Annotated in this window: 16 protein-coding genes and 2 pseudogenes; 11 read left to right on the forward strand and 7 right to left on the reverse strand. The window is 69.7% G+C overall.

All coding sequences use genetic code 11. The annotated features are described in order from the left end of the window. Positions 1–2: 2 nt before the first annotated feature. Both RGU41_RS02140 and RGU41_RS02145 read left to right on the forward strand, forming a co-directional pair. Positions 3–809: a MerR family transcriptional regulator gene (locus tag RGU41_RS02140; protein ID WP_322135398.1), complete on the forward strand. Its 807-nt coding sequence runs from the start codon at positions 3–5 to the stop codon at positions 807–809. Then, positions 745–1,599, forward strand: a complete 855-nt coding sequence (locus RGU41_RS02145; protein ID WP_322135399.1) for a hypothetical protein — start codon at positions 745–747, stop codon at positions 1,597–1,599. The genes RGU41_RS02140 and RGU41_RS02145 overlap by 65 nt, the downstream gene beginning before the upstream one ends. 17 nt (positions 1,600–1,616) lie before the next feature. Here the strand turns inward: RGU41_RS02145 and RGU41_RS02150 are convergent, their stop codons facing one another. Continuing rightward, a complete protein-coding gene (locus RGU41_RS02150) occupies positions 1,617–2,567 on the reverse strand; it encodes an oxygenase MpaB family protein (RefSeq protein ID WP_322135400.1) in 951 nt (316 codons plus the stop codon). 183 nt (positions 2,568–2,750) lie between these two features. Here RGU41_RS02150 and menC point away from each other — a divergent pair. Further along, positions 2,751–3,857: pseudogene (menC, locus tag RGU41_RS02155) on the forward strand (o-succinylbenzoate synthase). A 108-nt stretch (positions 3,858–3,965) separates the two neighbouring features. Here menC and RGU41_RS02160 read toward each other — a convergent pair. Continuing rightward, positions 3,966–4,094: a hypothetical protein gene (locus RGU41_RS02160; RefSeq protein WP_322135401.1), complete on the reverse strand. Its 129-nt coding sequence runs from the start codon at positions 4,092–4,094 to the stop codon at positions 3,966–3,968. Between the two features lie 84 nt (positions 4,095–4,178). Further along, entirely contained in the window at positions 4,179–4,325 is a 147-nt protein-coding gene (locus RGU41_RS02165; RefSeq protein ID WP_322135402.1) for a hypothetical protein, read from the reverse strand. Positions 4,326–4,402: 77 nt separating this feature from the next. Here RGU41_RS02165 and RGU41_RS02170 point away from each other — a divergent pair, with 77 nt between their 5' ends. Both RGU41_RS02170 and RGU41_RS02175 read left to right on the forward strand, forming a co-directional pair. Further along, positions 4,403–4,873, forward strand: a complete 471-nt coding sequence (locus RGU41_RS02170) for an AAA family ATPase (protein WP_322135403.1) — start codon at positions 4,403–4,405, stop codon at positions 4,871–4,873. Between the two features lie 21 nt (positions 4,874–4,894). After that, entirely contained in the window at positions 4,895–5,185 is a 291-nt protein-coding gene (locus RGU41_RS02175; RefSeq protein ID WP_322135404.1) for a hypothetical protein, read from the forward strand. Positions 5,186–5,190: 5 nt separating this feature from the next. On the opposite strand, the gene RGU41_RS20685 is transcribed toward RGU41_RS02175, so the two are convergent. Both RGU41_RS20685 and RGU41_RS02185 read right to left on the reverse strand, forming a co-directional pair. Continuing rightward, entirely contained in the window at positions 5,191–5,940 is a 750-nt protein-coding gene (locus tag RGU41_RS20685; RefSeq protein WP_416172949.1) for an RNase H family protein, read from the reverse strand. Positions 5,941–6,010: 70 nt separating this feature from the next. Further along, positions 6,011–7,192: a MarP family serine protease gene (locus RGU41_RS02185; RefSeq protein WP_134445886.1), complete on the reverse strand. Its 1,182-nt coding sequence runs from the start codon at positions 7,190–7,192 to the stop codon at positions 6,011–6,013. A gap of 110 nt (positions 7,193–7,302) precedes the next feature. Here RGU41_RS02185 and RGU41_RS02190 point away from each other — a divergent pair, with 110 nt between their 5' ends. After that, positions 7,303–8,508, forward strand: coding sequence for a DUF4192 domain-containing protein (locus tag RGU41_RS02190; protein ID WP_322135405.1), 1,206 nt, complete (start codon positions 7,303–7,305; stop codon positions 8,506–8,508). Positions 8,509–8,621: 113 nt separating this feature from the next. On the opposite strand, the pseudogene RGU41_RS02195 reads toward RGU41_RS02190, so the two are convergent. Together RGU41_RS02195 and RGU41_RS02200 are read right to left on the reverse strand one after the other, a co-directional pair. Further along, positions 8,622–9,985 (reverse strand): annotated as a pseudogene (locus RGU41_RS02195) (aspartate aminotransferase family protein). Positions 9,986–10,126: 141 nt separating this feature from the next. After that, positions 10,127–10,609: an Lrp/AsnC family transcriptional regulator gene (locus RGU41_RS02200; RefSeq protein WP_134445884.1), complete on the reverse strand. Its 483-nt coding sequence runs from the start codon at positions 10,607–10,609 to the stop codon at positions 10,127–10,129. Between the two features lie 177 nt (positions 10,610–10,786). On the opposite strand from RGU41_RS02200, the gene RGU41_RS02205 reads away from it, so the two are divergent. From RGU41_RS02205 to RGU41_RS02225, 5 genes are all read left to right on the forward strand, one after another. Next, the gene (locus RGU41_RS02205) at positions 10,787–11,878 is read left to right on the forward strand and encodes an FHA domain-containing protein (protein WP_322135406.1); all 1,092 of its coding nucleotides are present in this window, start codon (positions 10,787–10,789) and stop codon (positions 11,876–11,878) included. Next, complete coding sequence (locus RGU41_RS02210) at positions 11,875–12,765, forward strand: PP2C family protein-serine/threonine phosphatase (protein WP_322135407.1); 891 nt, start codon at positions 11,875–11,877, stop codon at positions 12,763–12,765. Before RGU41_RS02205 ends, RGU41_RS02210 begins: the two co-directional genes overlap by 4 nt. A 283-nt stretch (positions 12,766–13,048) precedes the next feature. Beyond that, positions 13,049–14,248: a serine/threonine-protein kinase gene (locus tag RGU41_RS02215; protein WP_322135408.1), complete on the forward strand. Its 1,200-nt coding sequence runs from the start codon at positions 13,049–13,051 to the stop codon at positions 14,246–14,248. Beyond that, a complete protein-coding gene (locus tag RGU41_RS02220) occupies positions 14,245–14,406 on the forward strand; it encodes a hypothetical protein (RefSeq protein WP_322135409.1) in 162 nt (53 codons plus the stop codon). The genes RGU41_RS02215 and RGU41_RS02220 overlap by 4 nt, the downstream gene beginning before the upstream one ends. Positions 14,407–14,449: 43 nt before the next feature. Then, positions 14,450–18,961, forward strand: coding sequence for an Ig-like domain-containing protein (locus RGU41_RS02225; RefSeq protein WP_322135410.1), 4,512 nt, complete (start codon positions 14,450–14,452; stop codon positions 18,959–18,961). Positions 18,962–20,325: the final 1,364 nt, after the last annotated feature.

The following is a 20,325-nucleotide window of genomic DNA, read 5'->3' on the forward strand; positions in this document are numbered from 1 at the left end:
GAATGGCAGAGCTGAGCACCCGGAGCGGGACCGCCGTCGCGACGATCAAGTATTACCAGCGTGAGAACCTCCTCGCCGGCGGGGAGCGTTCCGGGCCGAACCAGGCGCTGTACGCGGAGTCGCACCTCGAGCGCATCCGCCTCATTCGCGGCCTCACCGAGGTCGGCGGGCTGAGCGTCGCGGCCGTCCGGCGGGTGCTCGAGGCCATCGACTCCGAGCTGTCGCTGCCGGAGACCTTCGAGATCGCCCAGCACTCGGTGTCGGCGACGATCGATGAGTCCGCGGTGAGCGCGAAAGCCCTGGCCCGGGTGGACGCCCTCACCGCCGGCTGGCATGTCTCGGCGGCGAACCCCGGCCGACTGGCCGCGGCCAGGGTCGTCGACACTTTCGCCGAGGTCGGCCAGACAGACGCTCGCGGCTGGTTCGACCGGTACGCCGCCGCCGCCCTGCTGGCCGCCGAGGCCGACATCGACGAACTGGATGCGCGGGTCGACCGGGCCGCGAAGGGCGAGACCGTCGTGGTCGGCACCGTTCTCGGCGACAAGCTCTTCTCCGGCCTGCGCCGCGCCGCGCAGGAACACATCGCCGCCCTTCGCTACGGCATGCCTCCCGAAGCGGCGCCCGAGCCCGCGCCGGGGTCCGCACCCGAGGCGGCACCCGACCACACCCCTGAACATCGCACGACAGCACGACAGCACGAGCCACCGCACCGCCACGCCCGACCGACAGAACAGGGAGCGCCCCATGAACACCCCCGAGTTTCCAGAGACCCCGGCGTCAGGCACCACGGCACCGCCGGCATCCGCTGACAACCGGCGAGAGATCACCGCGTGGCCCGCGCTGCGCACCCTGGCCTGGCATCGACCGCTGCTCGCGGCGACCGCGGCCATGGCGGTGCTCGTGGTGGTCTGCCTGGTCGGCCTCCTGGTCGATCCGCGCAGCCTCACCGGCGCGCCCGTCTGGGCCAAGCCGCTCAAGTTCTCGATCAGCGTGCTCGTCTACGCGGCGAGCCTCGCCTGGCTGCTCGGGATCCTTTCTGCACGTCGTCGCCGACTGGCCTGGTGGATCGGCACGGTGTCGACGATCGCACTTGTCATCGAAATGGTGATCATCGTCGGCGACGCCGGCCTCGGTATCACGAGCCACTTCAATGTGTCCACCCCGGTGTCCGCGACGCTCTGGTCGGTGATGGCATTCTCGATCGTGCTCGTCTGGATGGCCGCCCTCGTCACGGCGCTCCTGCTGTTCCGTACGGACCTCGGCGATCCGGCCCGGGCGCTTGCGATCCGGGCCGGTACCGTGATCGCCGTGATCGGGATGGGCCTCGCCTTCCTGATGACCGGGCCGACCGCCGCGCAACTCGACCACTTCCAGGGCATCGCCGGCGCCCACACCGTCGGCGTCCCTGACGGTGGCCCGGGGCTGGTTCTCGCGATCCTCACCGGCCAGGCGCTCGCCGGGGAGTCGATCGTGCGCCCCGATGCGCTCGTGACGACCCTCACCATCGCGCTCGTCGCTGCCGTCGCCGTGGCGGCGACGCTCGTGCTGTCCGCAGCCTCCCGCGCCGCGATTCCGCCCACGGATGCCGCCGCGCCGTGAGGTGTCGCAGATCGAGGTTAACTGGGCCCGGGAACGTCGATCTGCGACACCTCAGCGTCGGGCTCTGGCGCGACGCGAGCACGGGCGATGCGGTCGATGCGGGTCCGGGCCGCGTCCTCCGACGTCGACGACGCGCCGAGCAGCATCCGCACGATCCCGAGAACCGCCCCGGTCGCCCACACGACGGGGAACACCGAGCGGCGCAGCCCGAGCAGCTGCCGGTACTCGCGGGGGAGCGATGCGACCGCACCGGCGAACATCACCCGGTAGAACGGCAGCATCCCGCGCCGCAGCGGCGGATTGCGGATGAAACGCACCGCCTCGGCGACGCGCTCGTCGCTCTTCAGCACCCCGGCATCCGTGAAGGCGGCCAACTGGGCGGCGAGCTCTGCCGCCGACCGCGGCGGGTTCTGCACTCCCACCAGCTCGCCGGCCTTCGCCCACTCGCGCACGTACCCGTCAGCGCCACCCGGGATGCTGCCTCCCCACAGCTTGTGGGACTCGAGGAAGGCATCCGTGAAGACGATGTGCACCCAGGAGAGCAGCTCGGCGTCCCCGGCGGCGTAGGGCCGCGAGACTCCCGCCGCATCGAGGTAGGTGCCCGTCACCCGGTCGTGGAAACGCCCGACCCGCGTCGACTCGTCGGTCGCGACGGTCGTGTCGGCGAAGGTGACCGTCACGAGCCACTGGATCGTTCCGGAGAGGCGCCCGAGCGGGTCCTCCCGGTACCGCGACCAGTCGTGCACCCCGGCCATCGCGCCCGGGTGCAGGGTCTGCATCAGCAGCGCGCGGATCCCGGCGACCATCGTCGCCATCCCGCCGTGCACCGCCCACGCGGCCGACCCCGGTCCGAAGAAACCGGCGTCCTCGCCGAGTTCCATCTTCTCCACCCACGAGGGCCGTCCCTCGGAGTTCCCGGACAGCGTCGAGAGGAGATGCGACCGCCAGCTGTCCGTGAACCTGCCCATACCCGAGGTTAACCGGCGCCGGCTGGGCATCCGCCCCGAACCGCGGGCACGGCAGGGGCGCACGGGCACTAGGTTCGAGGGAACAGGTGACCCCGAACGCAGCCCGCACTACGCAGCCCCGCACTACGCAGCCCCGCACTACGCAGCCCCGCACTACGCAGCCCCGCACATCGAGGAGAGCACATGAAGATCGAGAACATCGAATTGCGCAGGGTGCGCCTGCCGCTCGTCAGCCCGTTCCGTACCTCCTTCGGCTCGGTGTCCGAGCGCGAGGCCCTCCTCGTGCACGTGAGAACGGCGGATTCCGAGGGCTGGGCCGAATGCGCCGCGGAGGCCGAGCCCCTCTACAGTTCGGAGTTCCTCGACGGCTGCGAACTCGTGATCCGCGACCACCTCGCCCCGCGGCTGAACGCGGCCGGCGAACGCCTCACCGCCGAGCGGGTCGCACCGGCGCTCGCCGCGGTCAAGGGCACCGGATGTCGAAGGCCGCCCTCGAGACCGCGATCCTCGACGCCCAGCTCCGCACCTCGGGAGTCTCGTTCGGGGCTACCTCGGAGCGGTGAGCGACCTCGTCCCCGCCGGGGTCTCCGTCGGGATCATGGACTCGATCGACCGGCTCCTCGCCGCCGTCGAGGGCTACCTCGACGAGGGGTACCTCCGGATCAAGCTCAAGATCGAGCCGGGCTGGGATCTCGCCCCCGTGCGTGCCGTGCGCGAGCGCTTCGGGCCCGACGTGCTGCTCCAGGTCGACGCGAACACCGCATACACACTCGCTGACGCCCGCCACCTCGCCAGGCTCGACCCCTTCGACCTGCTCCTGATCGAACAGCCGCTCGCAGAAGACGACATGCTCGGGCACGCCGCCCTCGCGACCCTCATCCAGACCCCGGTCTGCCTCGATGAATCGATCGAGTCGGCCAGGGACGCCGCCGCAGCGATCACCCTCGGCGCGTGCAGCATCATCAACGTCAAGCCCTCCCGGGTCGGCGGCTACCTCGAGGCCAGGCGGATCCACGACGTCGCGGCCGCCCACGGCGTTCCGGTCTGGTGCGGCGGCATGCTCGAGACCGGCATCGGCCGGGCGGCGAACGTGGCGCTCGCCGGGCTGCCCAACTTCGTTCTTCCGGGGACACCTCCGCCTCGAGCCGCTACTACGCCCAGGACCTGACGAAGCCGTTCGTGCTCGAGGACGGCCACCTCCGGGTTCCGACCGGGCCGGGCATCGGCGTGGAGGTGCTGCCCGACGTGCTCCACGACCTCACCGTGTCGAGTTCGGACATCCGTTTCTGATCCAGCGGCACGAGAAGTCCTCGACCTGCGCGGTCAGGCGGAGTAGCGTGAAATCGGTGGCGGGTCCACTGCCCCAGAAGTCGGAGTCGCCATGTCCTCGCTCTCGAACTACGGGCAGGTGATCGCGGCCACGACTGTGGCGCTCCAGTCGATGCTCGCCGGGTCGCCCTTCGGACTGAACGTGACGGCGCGCAGCCTCGACGTCGCACGCACCGGGGTCACCGGGTCGTCGATCAACCTGTTCCTCTACAGCGACAGCCTGATCAGCTATCGCGAGGCGAGCGCACAGCATGGGCCCAGCCGGGTCATCGCGGAGTTGCGCTATCTCGTGAGCGCCTTCGCGGCCGACATCGAGGACACCGACGCGGCAAGCCACCGCGACTTCGGCACCGCACAGGCCGCGATCGAACGGCATCCGGTACTCACGGTTCCCGTGACGTCGAGCGAGAAACTCCAGGTCTGGCTCACCCCTCTCCGCTCACGACCGAGGTGCTCACCTCGCTCTGGCAGGCATCCGCCGCCCCCTGCGCGTTTCGTTCGCGGTGATGGCGTCATTCACACTCGACACGACGGAACGGGTCACGAAGCTCGGAACGATCCGGGACGTCGTGAAGCTCGCGGGCGCCGGGGCGATCGCCGTGTTCAGCGGCACGGATGCCGGTGCGAAGGCCGCGGCGGCGGCATCCGCTGCGAGCGAGCTCGGCAAGGCCCTCGTCACCGTCGGGCTCGACAGTGTCGTCGCGTCGTCCCCCGAGGAGACCGATGCGACGCTCGATCGGCTGTTCGAACGGGTGAAAGAAGAGGGCGCCGTACTCCTGGTCGACAACGCCGACGCCGTCTTCGGCGTGCGCCCCGAGGAACTCGACCCCGACGACCCGTACGCCGCGATCGACGTGGGAGCGGTGCTCGACCGGCTCGGGAACGCCCCGAGCGTCGTGATCATCGCGCTCACGGATCTCTCCGGCGACGAGCTCGCCGATCGCGCCCGGGTCGAGGTGCGGTTCCCCGCTCGCTGAAGCCCCGCTTACGCTGAGGGAATGCCCTCGTTCCGGATCACCATGACCATCGGCAGCCTGCAACCCGGGGTCGCCCCCGACTCCGTCCTGCCCGCTGCTGCGGCCGCCGCGGCCGAGCTCACGACCGTCGAGGCGTCCGACCTGGCCGTCGTGGCCGGTTCGGCGCGCGCGACCGTGCGCTTCACCGCGGACGATACGGCCTCAGCGGTCCGAATCGGCGCGCACACCCTCGCGGGCACCCGCGTCCGCGCGGGAGTGATCACGTGGCAGGTCACCGAGCGCGTCCACGGCCGCTGGCTGCCCGTCCACTGACCCCGCTAGATCAGGGTGCGGAGCGCATCCTCGACCGTCAGCCCGAGGCGCGCTGCGTGTGCGGTGAGCCGGGCGTGCTGCTCTGCGGTGAGCGTGAGGGAGACCTCATGCGCGGCGGCGGGGTCTGTCGCGTCGTCGAACGAGAACAACTCCGGATGCGCCGCGCGCGCAGGCGGAGCCGCAACGGCCCGGCGCACGGCCGGCTTCTGCTCTCGCGAGCCGGCACCGGCTGCAGGGCCGACCGCAGGAACCGCAGGGGCCTTCTGGGCCGCCGGTGCAGCAGGGGTGCCGGCGCGCACGAACCCGGGACCCTTCGGGATCGGCCCACCGCGCTGGTACGCCTCGGAGACGGCCCTGGCCCGGGCATCCGCTGCCTCGTTGAGCGGGTGGTTCGCGTGTCCCTTGACCCATTCGAACCGGTAGCGACGGCCCGCGAGCGCCGCGTCGATCTCCTGGAGCAACTCGAGGTTCAGCACCGGCTTGCCGTCGGCCTTGCGCCAGCCCTTGGCCTTCCAGCCGCGCATCCACTTGGTCACCGAGTTGATCACGTACTGGCTGTCGCACAGCACGAGGAGGTCCTCGTCGAGGTGCGCGGTCGCGCGGAAGAGCTCGAGGACGGCCTTGAGCTCGCCCTGGTTGTTGGTGGCGTGCTTCCAGCCGCCGGCGTCCCAGCAGGAGTCGTCGACGTACCAGGCCCAGCCGGCCGGTCCCGGGTTGCCGAGGGCCGAACCGTCGGCGGCAGCGGTGATGGTCATGGTGGCCTCTCCTCGGGGAGCGGTCTCGCTCCCCGGTGTTCTTCCCTATTTTCGCATTGACCGGGTGGAGCTAGCCGACGACGCAGTGCCCGGGCTCGACGGAGTCTGTGAGTGATGCGGCCTCTGCGGCGACGGGGGTGACGGACTCCATCGCGAGGGCGTAGCCGATGTTGGCGGTGACCGTCGACTTCGCGAAGACGACGCCGACGACCTTGCCGTCCTGATTGAGCAGCGGCCCGCCGGACTCGCCGTGCTGGATGTCCGCCGCGAGCGTGTAGATCGACCGGGAGGTCGGATTGTCGCCGTAGATGTCACCGACGACAGCCGGTGCGACCGCGACGACCTCCGCGGGTCCGGTTTCGAACGGTCCGCCGTACGGATAGCCGTCGCTCACGGCCAGGCTTCCCGTCGCGAGGTCCGCACCGAGGCCGAGAGGTTCGGCATCGAGCCCAGCGACGGCGATGACGGCGAGGTCGGCCGCCGGGTCGAAGTACACGACGGTTCCCGCGCGGGCCGTGCCGTCAGCCGACTCGACGACGGGCTCTGAGACGCCCGCGACGACGTGCGCGTTGGTCAGCACCCGGCCCGGCGCGATGACGAAGCCGCTCCCGGACTGGTTCTGCCCGCAGGCATATGCCGTCCCGACGATCTTGAGCACGGAATCCTGCGCGGCGAGCAGTTCGGCGCTCGTGCCGGTGACGACGGGAACCGTGGGCACCGGCCCGTTGAAGGCCTCGATGACCCGAGGGATGCCCTCGGTGACGACCATCGCACGCAGCTGGGCGAGGAAGGCCTTGACCGGATCGGGCGTGAGCGAGTCGATCGACCGCACCACCGTCGACGAGGCGATCGCGGGCGACAGGACCGGCACCCCGAGCGACCCGATGCTGAAGGCGAGCATCGACACGATGCTCGCTGCGACGACGACGGCGATGCCGGCGCCGAACACCCGGTCGACGACGAGCAGCCGTCTTCGGGCCGCTCGGGGACGGAGCACCCTGCCGAGGGTTCCGCCGATCGACAGGCCGCCGAGCAGGAGGACGGCGGCGGTGGCGAGGGTCGCTGCGGTGCGCCACTCCGCTGCAGGCACCCAGGCTCCGACGAGCGGAACGAGGAAGTATGCGGCGATACCGCCGGCGACGAGGCCGGCGATGCCGCTCAGGCTGCCGATCAGGCCGCTGCGGTAGCCGGAGACGACATAGCCCAGCAGGAGCAGGACGAGGAGGACGTCCACGATGGTCGAAATGGGCATAGCTCCAAGACTACGTGGGGAGTTATGCACAGGTTGCGTTCCTTGCGCGAGTTATGCACCGATCCCCAGCGAGCGCACCCGGGGAGGGAACGCCCCGGGAGAGTGTCCGCATGACACCGACCATCGTGAAGACCAAGGAAGCCCACGACTTCCTCGCCCTCGTGCCACAGCTCGCCGGGTTCCAGCCCGAGCGCAGCGTGGTCCTCGTCGCCTTCCGCGGCAACCGCACCTGCGGAGCCCTGCGCTTCAACCTGCCGGAACCCGACCTCGCACGCACGGTCCTCCGCCGCGTCGCGACCACTCTCGTCGGCACGCTGTGCAAGATCGAGGGGGTGGACGCCGTCGTACCCGTCCTCTACACCGACGAACGGTTCGCGGACGTGCCGGGCATCCCCGGTGAGCGCTTCGCGGAAATCCTGGGCCGCCGGGCCGAACTGTCCGGCTTCCTCGTCCGGGATTCCCTGTGCGTCGCCGCAGACGGCTGGGGTTCCTATCTCGACCCCGCCTGCCCGGCGGGCGGGCGGCCGCTGTCCGAGATCGCGGAGTCCCCGGTGAACCGCGACCTGCCGCCGGAGGCCCGGCGTGAACTCGGGCACCTCGTGAGCCGGGCCGACCTGCCGAAGGTCGACCTCGCGCTCCGGGACCGCTGCGCCAGGAGGCTGACCCGGTACGAATGCCTCGGGTCCCAGGTTCCCGACGCGCCCGACCTGCCCGAACTCGTGGCCATGGTCGGGGACATCCTCGACCCGGTGTCGACAACGGAGGCCGCGCTCGAACGGGACCCCTCCGCTCTCGACGCCGAACAGGCAGCAACCCTGCTGTTCCTGCTGAAGAGCCCGGCCCGGCGCGACCAGGTCATGCTGCAGATCGCGTTCGGCGAGGAGATCGGGCGGGTGACGCACGAACTGAACGAACGGTATGCCGCGATCCAGCGCGAGACCGGCCGCAGCATGGACGACATCGTCGCAGAGGAGCAGGCCGGATCCGGCGCAACAGGGGACCTCGCGCAGACCGGCGACCTTATGCTCGGATCCGTCTCGCAACGTCCTGACCCTGAACGGATCGAACGCGGTATCGACCTCCTGAAGACACTGGTCGCGCTAGCTCCGAAACGGGTGCGCCCCGCGCCACTGTGCATGCTCGCCTGGCTGTCGTGGGCGCTCGGGCGCAGCTCGGTCGCCGGGATCTTCATCGACCAGGCCCTGGCGATCGACCCGGAATACGGCATGGCCAGGCTGCTGCTCACCGTCGTCTCCGCCGGGCACCTGCCCGAGTGGGCGTTCGCGGTGCCGGCGGAGGACGCCGGTGACACCTGATCGACCACGCGAGCGGCACTGCGGGGTCGAACGCGGGTGCTCCGCCGTTCCGCCGGTGGTGCACCACAAGCGAAACGGCGGAACCCCAGCGCTCGGTGTCCTGCCCGCGACTCCTACAGGTACTTCGGGGCCTCCGCGAGCACACCGTAGAGGATGTCGCCGATCTCGCGGAACTCGGACGGACCGATGGTCAGCGGGGGAGCGAGCTGCACGACGGGGTCGCCGCGGTCGTCGGCGCGGCAGTACAGCCCGGCGGAGTAGAGCGCCTTGGACAGGTAGCCGCGAAGCAGGCGTTCGGATTCCTCGTCGCTGAACGTCTCCTTCGTGCCCTTGTCCTTGACGAGTTCGATCCCGAAGAAGTAGCCCTCGCCGCGCACGTCGCCGACGATCGGCAGCGCGAGCAGCTTCTCGAGCTCGGCGCGGAAGATCGGCGAGTTCGTGCGGACGTTCTCGTTGAGCCCTTCTTCCTCGAAGATGTCGAGGTTAGCGAGCGCGACCGCGGAGGAGACCGGGTGCCCGCCGAAGGTATAGCCGTGATAGAACGTCGTGTCGCCGTGCTTGAACGGCTCGTAGATGCGGTCGGAGACGATCGTCGCGCCGATCGGCGAGTAACCGCTCGTCATGCCCTTCGCGCAGGTGATCATGTCCGGTTCGATGCCGAAGGTCGTCGAGGCGAACATGTTCCCGATCCGGCCGAACGCGGTGATGACCTCGTCGGCGACGAGGAGCACGTCGTACTTGTCGCAGATCTCGCGCACGCGCTTGAAGTAGCCGGGGGCGGCGGGAAGCATCCGCCGGAGTTCTGCACGGGCTCGAGGAACACGGCCGCGACCGTCTCAGGCCCCTCGAACTGGATCATCTCCTCGATCCGGTTCGCTGCCCAGAGGCCGAACTTCTCGATGTCGTCGCCGAAGCCGGAGCCCATCTCGTCCGCCCGGTAGAAGTTCGTGTTGGGCACCCGGAGGCCACCTGGGGTGACCGGTTCGAACATTTCCTTCATCGCGGGGATACCCGTGATCGCGAGGGCTCCCTGCGGCGTGCCGTGATAGGCGACATTGCGGGAGATGACCTTGTGCTTGGTCGGGCGGCCCTGAAGCTTCCAGTAGTACTTGGCGAGCTTGAACGCGGTCTCGACGGCCTCGCCGCCACCTGTCGAATAGAAGACGCGGTTGAGGTCGCCGGGAGCGAACGAAGCGAGCCGGTCGGCCAGCTCGATCGCGTTCGGGTGCGCGTACGACCAGATCGGGAAGAACGCGAGTTCCTCCGCCTGCTTGGCGGCCGCCTGGGCGAGGCGCTTGCGCCCGTGCCCGGCATTGACCGTGAAGAGGCCGCTCAGGCCGTCGATGTACTTCTTTCCGTTCGAGTCCCAGATGTGGTGTCCGAGGCCCTTCGTGATGATCGGAACGCCCGCGCCGGATTCGACGACCGACTGGCGTGAGAAATGCATCCAGAGGTGGTCCTTGGCCTTCTGCTGCATGGCCGCGTTCTCGGCGTCCGTGTAGACGGTGGGCCCGGTATCCTCCGGCGTAGCGGCGGCATCCGCACCGGTCGCGTCAGCGCTGACGACCGCGGGCGAAGCGGGAACGGATTCGAGCAAGGGTTCTGAGAGTGTCATTTTTTACCGTGTTCCCCAGTTGTAGAACTGTTTGTGGAGTTTGAGATAGACGAATGTTTCAGTGGACCTGACCCCGTCGAGGTTGCGGATCTGGGAGTTGAGCAGGTCGAGGAGTTCATCGTCGTCCTCGCAGACGACCTCGACGAGGATGTCGAAGGAGCCTGCTGTCAGCACGACGTAGTCAACGGCCGGCATCGCGGCGAGCAGTTCCGCCAGTATCCGGGTGTCTCCCGAGGCACGGATGCCGATCATGGCCTGGCGGAAGAAACCGAGCTGCATCGGGTCGGTGACGGCCACGACCTGCATGACCCCGCCATCCGTGAGCTTCTGCACCCGCTGGCGCACGGCGGCCTCGCTGAGTCCGACGGCCTTGCCGATCTCCGCGTACGACCGGCGCCCGTCGACCTGCAGCTGCTCGATGATTTTCTTCGAGACGTCATCGAGGGGTACCGGCTTGCCCGGCGTGGTACGTCCGTTTGCGACCATCCAGCGATTATGCCAGCGAGACCCTGCCCCGGCAAGCGATTCCGCAGCTTTTTACGGCAAATGCTGCGGATTCCATATCTCGGAGGGTTTTGCCGGTGCGTGGGGTCTCCCCGCGCCGCACGGCGGATCCGCGTACTCGGGATACGGTGAAGATCCTACGAGGACGAAGGGAGTCCCATGGACCCAGAGTGGATGTTCGTGGCCGGCCGCTCCTTCGTCGCCGCGGTCCCAACCGACGCGCCCCGTGGCCTCGTCACGGCGCTCTCGAGCAGGGCCGGAGACGCCAGCGTCTCGGCAGAGGCCCTCGTCGGACTGTTGCCGCTCGGTGGCTCCGATGCACTCGAGTCCTTCGCGCTCGTGATCCGTGCAGCAGCGGATGAGTCCGCCGTGACCGTCGTCGTGCGCGGACAGATCGCCGTCGACGTGTTTTCGGTCGGCGGATCACGACGCTTCACCGACCAGGGCATCCGGCCCTGGAACCTCGCCGATTTCTCCGCAGTGACCGTCGTCGTGATCGGTTCCCCGGACACGGCGGCACCCGCCGCCGTACCCGCTGGAAGCGGAACCGGGAACGAACAGGGCACAGTGGTCGGCCGGACGGCGCGCTGGTCGCCAGGCGGCCTGGCGGCAGATACGGACGACACCGCGATGCGCCTGCCGAATGACACGGTGATCCGCAGGCCGGACGACACGGTGATCCGCGGGGTGGACGACACGGTGATCCGCAGGCCGGACGACACGGTGATCCGCGGGGCCGGTGACACCGTGATCCGCCAGCTCGAGGACACCGAGGAGACCGAGGACACCGAGGACACCGAGGACACCGATGACACCGAGGACACCGAGGACACCGCGACCGGCGCAGCCCTCCGTCCGCCACTCGCCCGGTTCCGGCTGTCCGACGGCCGTGAGTTCCCTCTCGACCGTCCATATCGGCTGGGCAGGCGCCCTGCACAGCCGCGCATCCCCGTCGGGCCGGGCATCACTCTCGTGGCCGTCATCTCTGCCGGCTCGCTCGTGTCCGCGACCCACGTCGACATCCGGCAGGTGGGGGACGTCATCGTCGTCACTGACGCGGGCTCCCGGAACGGCACCATCGTGGTCTCCGCGGACGGGCGCAGGGAGCGGCTCCGTCCCGGCGATTCCCGAACTGTGCCTCCTGGTACGAGAATAGACATCGGGGACGATAACATCATCGAGATCATCCCGGCGAGCGGCACCGAGTCGGCTCCGTATTTCCCAGCACATCGTGGAAGGCACCACCCGTGACCCAGATTGGTCAAGGCTCAGGCGGATTCGAGGTCGCTTTCCCCTCGGTGAAGAAGACGGTCTCGCTCGCGTGGGCCGCACTCACCGACACCGGGCATCGCCGCGAAGTCAATGAAGACAGCCTGATATCCGCGCCGCCCATATTCGCGGTCGCAGACGGCATGGGCGGGCATTCCGCCGGCGACGTCGCGAGCGCGGCCGTCGTGCACCGGCTCGCCGAACTTGCCGGGCGGGACTCGCCGCAGAATGCGGCCATCAACGCGGCACTCGGCCTCGCGGTCACGGACATGGCGTCCGGTGTCGGCGTGACCGACCTCGGCACCGGGACCACCGTGACGGGAGCCGCACTCACCCTCGTGTCCGGCGCTCCCCAGTGGGTCGTCTTCAACATCGGCGACTCCCGGGTCTACCTGCTCACCTCCGGTGTGCTCGAACAGATCACCATCGACCATTCCGTCGTGCAGGAACTCGTCGACGCCGGCCGGATCACCCGCGACGAAGCGGATGTCCACCCGCACGGCAATATCATCACCCGCGCCGTCGGGTTCCACGAGGCGCCGATCCCCGACTACCGTGTGCTGCCTGTGCACCCGGGGATGCGCCTCCTGATCTGCTCTGACGGGTTGACCAAGGAACTCACCGCATACGGCATCCGGCATTTCCTGATCTCGAACCCGGACCCGGACGACGCCGCGAAGGCGCTCGTCGAGGCCGCGCTCGAGAACGGCGGTCGTGACAACGTGACGGTGATCGTCCTCGACGTCCTCGATATCGAAGACAGCGAAGACAGCGAAGACCGTGAAGAGGACATGGGAACCGGCGGCCCGTCCGCCTCGCAGGACGCCGACACCGGCCCGCTCGACATCGGCCATCTCGACACGCACTGATTTCGACACCCCCTGAGTTGGGGGAGCACTATCCCGGACACGTGCGGGGCAACTGCCTAAACTTGAGTGACGCCAGTCGTGATACCCGTTCGATGCGCGTTCACGGACCAGTCCAGGGACCATTGGCGAGAGCGAGACGGGGAGGCCGCGATGCAGCGACGATTACCGTCGACGCCCCCGAACCTGCCGGGGTTCTCCTACCTCCGGGTGCTCGGCTCCGGAGGCTTCGCCGACGTCTTCCTCTACCAGCAGGACCTTCCGCGCCGACGAGGTCGCGGTCAAGGTGCTCCTCGCCGAGGTCGTCAACGACCAGGTCCGGCAGCTGTTCCAGGCCGAGGCCAACCTGATGGCCTCGCTGAGCTCGCACCCGTCGATCCTGACCGTTTTCCAGGCCGGCGTCTCGGCCGACGGACGCCCATACCTCGTGATGGAACAGTGCTCTCCCGCGCTCAGCCAGCGCTACCGCACAGAGCCTCTCGGCGTCCCTGAAATGCTCCAGGTCGGCATCACCATCGCGAACGCCGTCCAGGCCGCGCACCAGGCCGGCATGCTGCACCGGGACCTCAAGCCCTCGAACATCCTCGTCACCCGCTACGGGCATGCCGTTCTCGGCGACTTCGGCATCGCGGCCACGGTGAGCGAGGCCAGAAACGTCGAAGCGGTCGGGCTGTCCATCCCCTGGTCCGCTCCGGAAGTCCTCCTCGACGAGGTCTCCGGCTCCGTCGCCTCCGAGGTCTGGTCCCTCGGCGCCACCCTGTACTCGTTCCTCGCCGGTCATTCGCCGTTCGAGATTCCCGGTGCCGAGAACAGCTCTGCCCAACTCATCTCCCGCATCAACAAGGCCAGGGTCCCGGCGATCGGCCGGGCGGATGTCCCGGGCAGGCTCGAGCTCATCCTCCAGCGCGCGATGTCCCGGCGTCCGGAGTCGCGCCAGGGCAGCATGCTCGAGCTCATCAGGGAGCTGCAGTCCGTCGAGGCCGAACTGGGCCTCCTCCCCACCCGGCTCGAGGTCGCCGACGAGAACTGGGCCGCTGAGAACGGCGTCGACGACGACGACCGCACCCGCATCTCGGCCGTGAATTCGATCAATGCGTATCAGGAGCCGCGCCGCCGCCGGGTGCATCAGGCGCCACGAGGGCGCCGTTCGGCGGCCGGCGCGCTCGCCGACACCTCCGGCGCGCGCAGCCCCTCTGGTTTCGACGGTTCGGCGGGGACTGCGGGCAGCGCGGGCACGGCCAGGGGCAGGTCCCGCGGCACAGCCAGGGGCTCGGTGTCGGGGGGCTGGCGGCGTTCGGTGCTCGTCTGGGCGCTCGTCGCGGCATCCGTCGTCATCGTCGTTCTCGCCGTCGTTACGGCGTCGGCGCTCTCGCACCAGTCGACGCCAGGACTGCCGACCGTGAGTAATGTCTCCGGGGAGCTGCGGGACGGCATGGTCGTGTTCGACTGGGCTGACCCGGGCATCGCCCGGGGGACAGCTACGTGATCACACTCCGCACCGGTGAGAGCAGCATCCAGAAGGGCACCGAGTTCAGCGTCGACCCGCACGGACAGGCCAGGGTCTGCGCAAGCGTCGCCGTGAACCGGGACGGGCGCACCGGGGGCGCGAGCGGCGAGAAGTGCGTCGACGCCGGGGGTCCGTGACCGGAAGCACGCACGGTGACCTGACCAGAGGCGGCGACGCTTCGTGATCCGTCTCTGGGTCTCCCGCCAGTTCGCTGCGCACCGCTCGGCGTGGGCGACGGCCCTCGGCGGAACGCTCGTCCTGGCCCTCGTCGTGACGACCGCTGTCGTGTCCGGCGGGTACACCGCCCAGCGTCTTGACCTCGGCGATGCCGCCGTCTGGGTCACCAACGAGACCCGCCAGGCTGTCGGCCGGGCGAACACGGCGGTCATGGAACTCAACACGGTCGTGACGAGCGAGAGTTCCAATCTCGACGTGCTCCAGTCCGGAGCGACGGTCCTCGTGCTCGACACCGGCAACAGCTCCCTCGACATCCTCGACCCGGCCACGGCAACGATCGTGCGCAGCGTTGCACTGCCGCCCCGGGCGCCCGCCGTGTTCCTCGCCGGCACCCGCACCCTGATCGCCTCGAACGGCGAGGTCTGGGAGACCCCGACGAGCCGGCTCGCGAGCTTCGACACGGCAACCCCGCCGACGCTCTCCCTCGGCGCCGGCTCGGTCGTGAGCGTCGACGACACCGGAACCCTGGTCTCGTTCACGCCCGCGACGGGCGCCCTCGCCCAGGCACCCTCCGGAAGCGGAACGGTCACCTCGAGCCAGACGCTCAGCGCAGGATCGCCGGGCGACGATTATCAGCTGACGAGCGTGAACGGCGCCTGGGCGCTGTTCAACGCGACCTCGCGGCACCTGTTCCTCGATGGCAGGGACGTCGACCTGTCCGGGTTGATCGCCGACGGCGGCGCCCCCGCCCTGCAGCAGCCGAGTCTCTCCGGCTCCCGCGTGCTGATCGCTCACGAGCAGGGACTCGTCGCCGTCCCCCTCTCCGGCGGCGCTCCGACCGTGCTCGTCAGCGGCCGGAACGGCACAGCGGCGGCCCCGGACACCGCCGGACAGTGCGCCTATGCCGCCTGGTCGGATGGCACGGCCTGGCGCGACTGCGGCGACGCCGGGTCCGGCGGCTCGGCGTCGGGAGCGTCCGGAGGCTCCCGTGGAACGCAGTCCGGCACGACGACGACACTCACCGGGCTCAACGACAACGCCAGGCTCGCCTTCCGGCGCAACGGCACCGGGCTCGTGCTGAACGATGCGCACAACGGTTCGACCTGGGCGGTCCAGCGCGACAACCAGCTGATCGACAACTGGGCCGACCTGATCGACACGACCCCGGACACCCAGCGCATCGAGACCAACGGCGATGACACCCCTCCGGTCTACGACAAGGTGCAGGCCCCTCCCGTCGCCGTGGACGACTCCTTCGGAGCCCGGCCCGGCCGGATCGTGACCCTCCCCGTGCTCCTCAACGACTCCGATCCGAACGGGGACGTGCTCGTGATCGAATCGGTCACACCGATCGACGCGACCGACGGCCGGCTCGACCTCGTCGGCAACAACCAGCAGGTGCAGCTCACCGTCGCGGAGGCGGCAACCGGTCAGCTTCGCTTCGGCTACACGATCAACGACGGCCGTGGCGGGAGCGCATCCGCAACCGTCACCGTCACTCTCAGGGCGCCGGGGGAGAACTCCGCTCCCCAGCAGGTGCGAACCACCCACGCGACCGTGCGTGCCGGCGGCCGGGTGACAAGCCAGGTGCTCGGCGACTGGATCGACCCCGACGGCGACCCGGTCTACCTCGCCTCAGCGTCCGCCGCGGGCCCCGACCTGCTGAGCTTCACCCCCGCAGGCGCCGTCGTCTTCACGGATGCCGGCACGAACGCCGATGACAAACGGGTCGGCCTGAGCGTCTCCGACGGCCGCCTGCTCGGCACGGGCTCGCTGACCGTCTCCGTGCGCGCGAGCGGCGCCGTGCCGATCGTCGCTGACTCCTTCATCGTGCTCGCGACTGCGGGGGCCGAAGTCTCGGTGTCCCCGCTCGACCACGCCCGCGGCGGGTCGGCGCCGCTGCGGCTTTCGAGCGTCCCCGCCAAGCCGGATGCCACGATCACCCCCGACTTCGCCTCCGGTGCGTTCCGGTTCCTGAGCAGCACCCCGGGGGTCCACGAGATCGAGTACTCGGTCACCGACGGGCAGCTCACCGCGACGGGAAGGGTGCGCGTCGACGTCGCTCCCGCCGCCGACGCCAACAGCACCCCCGTCACCGTTCCCCACACGGCCTTCATCCGAGGCCAGCAGGCCACCCTCGTCGACGTGCTCGCGAGCGACTTCGACCCTGCGAACGGGGTGCTGCTGATCACAGGGACGATGAACGTGCCGGCGTCCAGCGGCATTCGGATCGAGATCCTCGACCAGCGGATCCTCCGGGTCACCCTGACCCGTCCGCTGCCGGACGGCGGGCTCAGTTTCGGGTACCGGATCAGCAACGGGCTCGCCGATGCCGACGGTACCGTCACCGTCGTCGAAATCCCCGCGCTCGGTCAGAAACAGGCCCCGATCGCCGTTGCGGACACCGCGACCGTCCGGGTCGGCGACACCATCGACATCCCGGTCCTCGCGAACGACGAACAGCCGGACGGCGACTCGCTGACCCTGGACCCCGTCCTCGCCTCCGGCCTGTCCCAGGGCGCGGGCCTGCTCTTCGCCGCGGGCACCGTGCTGCGTTACCTTGCGCCGACCACCCCCGGCACGTATACCGCGGTGTACCGGGTGAACGCCCCCGACGGCCAGTATGCCAACGCGGAGGTGCGCATCTCGGTGCGCGAAGCCGACCCGAGCACCAACAATCCGCCTGTCCCGAAGACGGTGACCGCGCGGGTGCTCTCCGGCGGCACCGTCGAAGTGTCGATCCCGCTGACCGGGATCGACCCTGACGGCGACTCGGTCCAGCTCGTCGGCCAGGAGACCAACCCGGAGAAGGGATCCGTCACCGCGGACGGAACGGACACGTTCCGGTACCAGGCCGGGGAATACTCCGCGGGAACCGACACGTTCAGCTACGCCGTCGTCGACGCCCTCGGCGCTCGGGCGATCGGCACCGTGCGGATCGGGATCAGCCCGCGCCTCGACGGCGCCCGCAACCCTGTCGCGGCCCCCGACGACGTCGTGGTGCGTCCAAGAAGCACCGTCTCCGTTCACGTGCTCGCCAACGACTCGGACCCCGACGGCGGCCGGCTCACGATCAGCGCCGTCGAACCGAGCGGCACCCCTGCCGACCTCGCGGCCGACCACGGCACGGCCATGATCGCCGGGGACACCATCGCGGTCACGGCTCCCGCGACACCCGGCCGGTTCGGCTTCATCTACGAGATCAGCAACGAGCGCGGCGGCACCAGCTCGACATTCCTCACCGTCGTCGTGCGTGCGGATGCCCCGCGTGCCAGGCCAGAGGCCAGGGACACCCACCTGACCCTCTCCGACGTGCTCGCGGGCGGCACCGTCGACGTCGACGTTCTCGCCAACGTGACCTTCGCCGACGGGCCGGCCCGCGGCCTGGCGCTGAGCGTCCCCGAGTCCTGGGCAGACTCCGCGAGGGTCACAGACGCCAAGCGCGTCCGGGTGACCGTGCACGCCACGAGCCAGATCATCCCGTTCCAGGTCGCGAACCCCGACGACGCGAGCATCACCGCCCTCGCGTTCATCTGGGTGCCGGGGTACACCGACGCCCTGCCGCAACTGCGGAAGGGCGTTCCCGCGCTCACCGTCGCGAGCGGCGCCAACCTCACCATCCCGATCAACGACTACGTCGTCGCCGTCGGCGGCAAGCAGGTGCGTCTCACCGACCGGAGCCTCGTGCACGCCACCCGGTCCAACGGTGCAGACCTCGCCACCTCGGACACGAGCATCGCCTTCACGAGCGCGGACCAGTACTACGGTCCGGCCTCGGTGTCGTTCGTCGTCACGGACGGCACCGGCGCAGGAGACCCGAATGGCCACACGGCCACGATCGTTCTCCCGATCACGGTGACGCCGCAGGCGAACCAGCCGCCGGCCTTCGACGGCGCCGTACTCGACTTCGAACCCGACCAGACCAAGGTCATCGACCTGTCCAAACTGACGTCCTACCCGTACCCGAACGACCAGGCCTCCCTCGTGTACTCGGTGCTCGACCCGAAACCGGTCGGATTCGACTACTCCCTCGATGGCCAGCAGCTGACACTGCACGCCAGGACCACGACGCTGCCGGCCTCGGGTGGGCAGGGCGGCCACGGGTCCATCACGATCGGCGTCTCGGCCGGCGGTACGCCCGGTCGGGCCGGGCGCATCGAGATGAGTGTCGTCGCGTCCACCCGGCCGCTCGCCATCCCGGCGGCGGATGTCGCGATCGCCCCCGCGGCCAGACGACCGTCGTCGACGTGCTCGCCAACGACGGCGCGGCCAACCCGTTCCCACAGGTCCCGCTCCGGGTCGTCGCCGTGCGCGGACTCGGCGGTGCCGGGATCCCTGCCGGGGTCAGGATCACCCCGAGCGCCGACAACAGCACACTCAGCGTGCAGGTCGCAGCGAACGCCGATGCGGCGGACACGAACCTCGAGTACGAGGTCGCCGACGCGACGAACGACCCGAACCGGTACGCCTGGGGCACCGTGCGGATCTCGGTTCAGGACCGGCCGGACCCGGTGACGAGCCTCTCCGTGACCGGGTTCTCGGACACCCGTCTCGCGGTCGCCTTCAACCCCGGCGCCGCCAACAACTCCGCCGTCACCGGCTACGAGATCACCCTCGTGAATGCCATGACGGGCGCAGCGATCAGCACCACCACCTGCCAGGCGACCTCGTGCACGGTCCCGACCGGCGGCAACGGGCGGGCCAACGCTGTCCGCGTCTCTGTCGCAGCGCGCAACGGCCTCGGCCTCGGCGCGACGACCGCCCTCGCCGACACCGTCTGGTCCGATGTCGTGCCGTCGGCGCCCGGAAATCTCGAGGCCGCGCCGCTCAACGGCGGCTTGACGATCAGCTGGGCACCCGTTCCGAATGGTGCGGGTTCCCCGATTACGGACTACCTGGTCACCGTCAACGGCACGGCCCAGCCCGCCGTGAACGCGACGGGTCCTGGCTGCGGGGCCACCCGGTGCTCGCTCACGGTGAACGGCCTCGCCAACGGCGCGTTCGTTCCGGTGAGCGTGAGCGCCCGCAACGAGTCATATCCCGCCCTCTCAGCGTGGACATCCGCTTCGACCCAGGGCACGCCTTACGGTGCGCCGACGGCCGGCGCGGTCTCCGCATCGGCCGGTGCCGCCGGCACCGTCCACGTCGCCTGGGATACCTTCTCCGGTTCCGGCGACCCCGTGGGCGGATACTTCGTGCAACGCCTCACGAACGGAACGGTGCCGACGGGGAACCAGGCGTGCACGGTCACTTCCCCGGCCCCCGGCACCGTCGTCGTTCCCCACACCGGCGCGAACGTCGCCGAGCTCAGGAACCTCGGAGCAGGCGCCACGAGCGTCGACTTCACCGGACTCACCTCGGACACCGCGTCGTACTCCTTCGTGGTCTGGGCATACAACAGGGCCGGCTGCACCAACAGCCAGGTCACCACCGTTCAGGTGCAGTCGACTCCCGGCGCGGTCACCGACCCGGGAGCCTCGATGGGGATGCACGACACGGCATACGACCTGCAGATCACGCCGGTGAGCCCGGGCGCAGGCGTCACGGGCTATGAAGTCCGGTCCGTCGACGCCGCGACGGGGACCCCCGGCGCGAGCGCGACCTTCACCGCGACCGCCCTGCCACGCCAGCTGCTGACCCCGACGGTCTTCGGCGCACCGTTCAGCTACCAGGTGCGCGCGTGTGACACCACGTCCACCTGGGGCACCTGTGGGGCCTGGTCTGCGACGATGACGGCACCGGCGGCATCCGTCAGCCTCGCCGTGACCGGCCTGGCCTACGACCCGGCAACCGGCGCCTTCGGCTGGACGAACGGCCCGGACAACGGCGCATACACGACCGGATACAGCTGTTCGGTGCCGACGGACCCGGGCACTGCG

Origin of the sequence: Cryobacterium sp. 10C3, assembly GCF_034314285.1 — a bacterium.
GTDB lineage: Bacteria > Actinomycetota > Actinomycetes > Actinomycetales > Microbacteriaceae > Cryobacterium > Cryobacterium glucosi.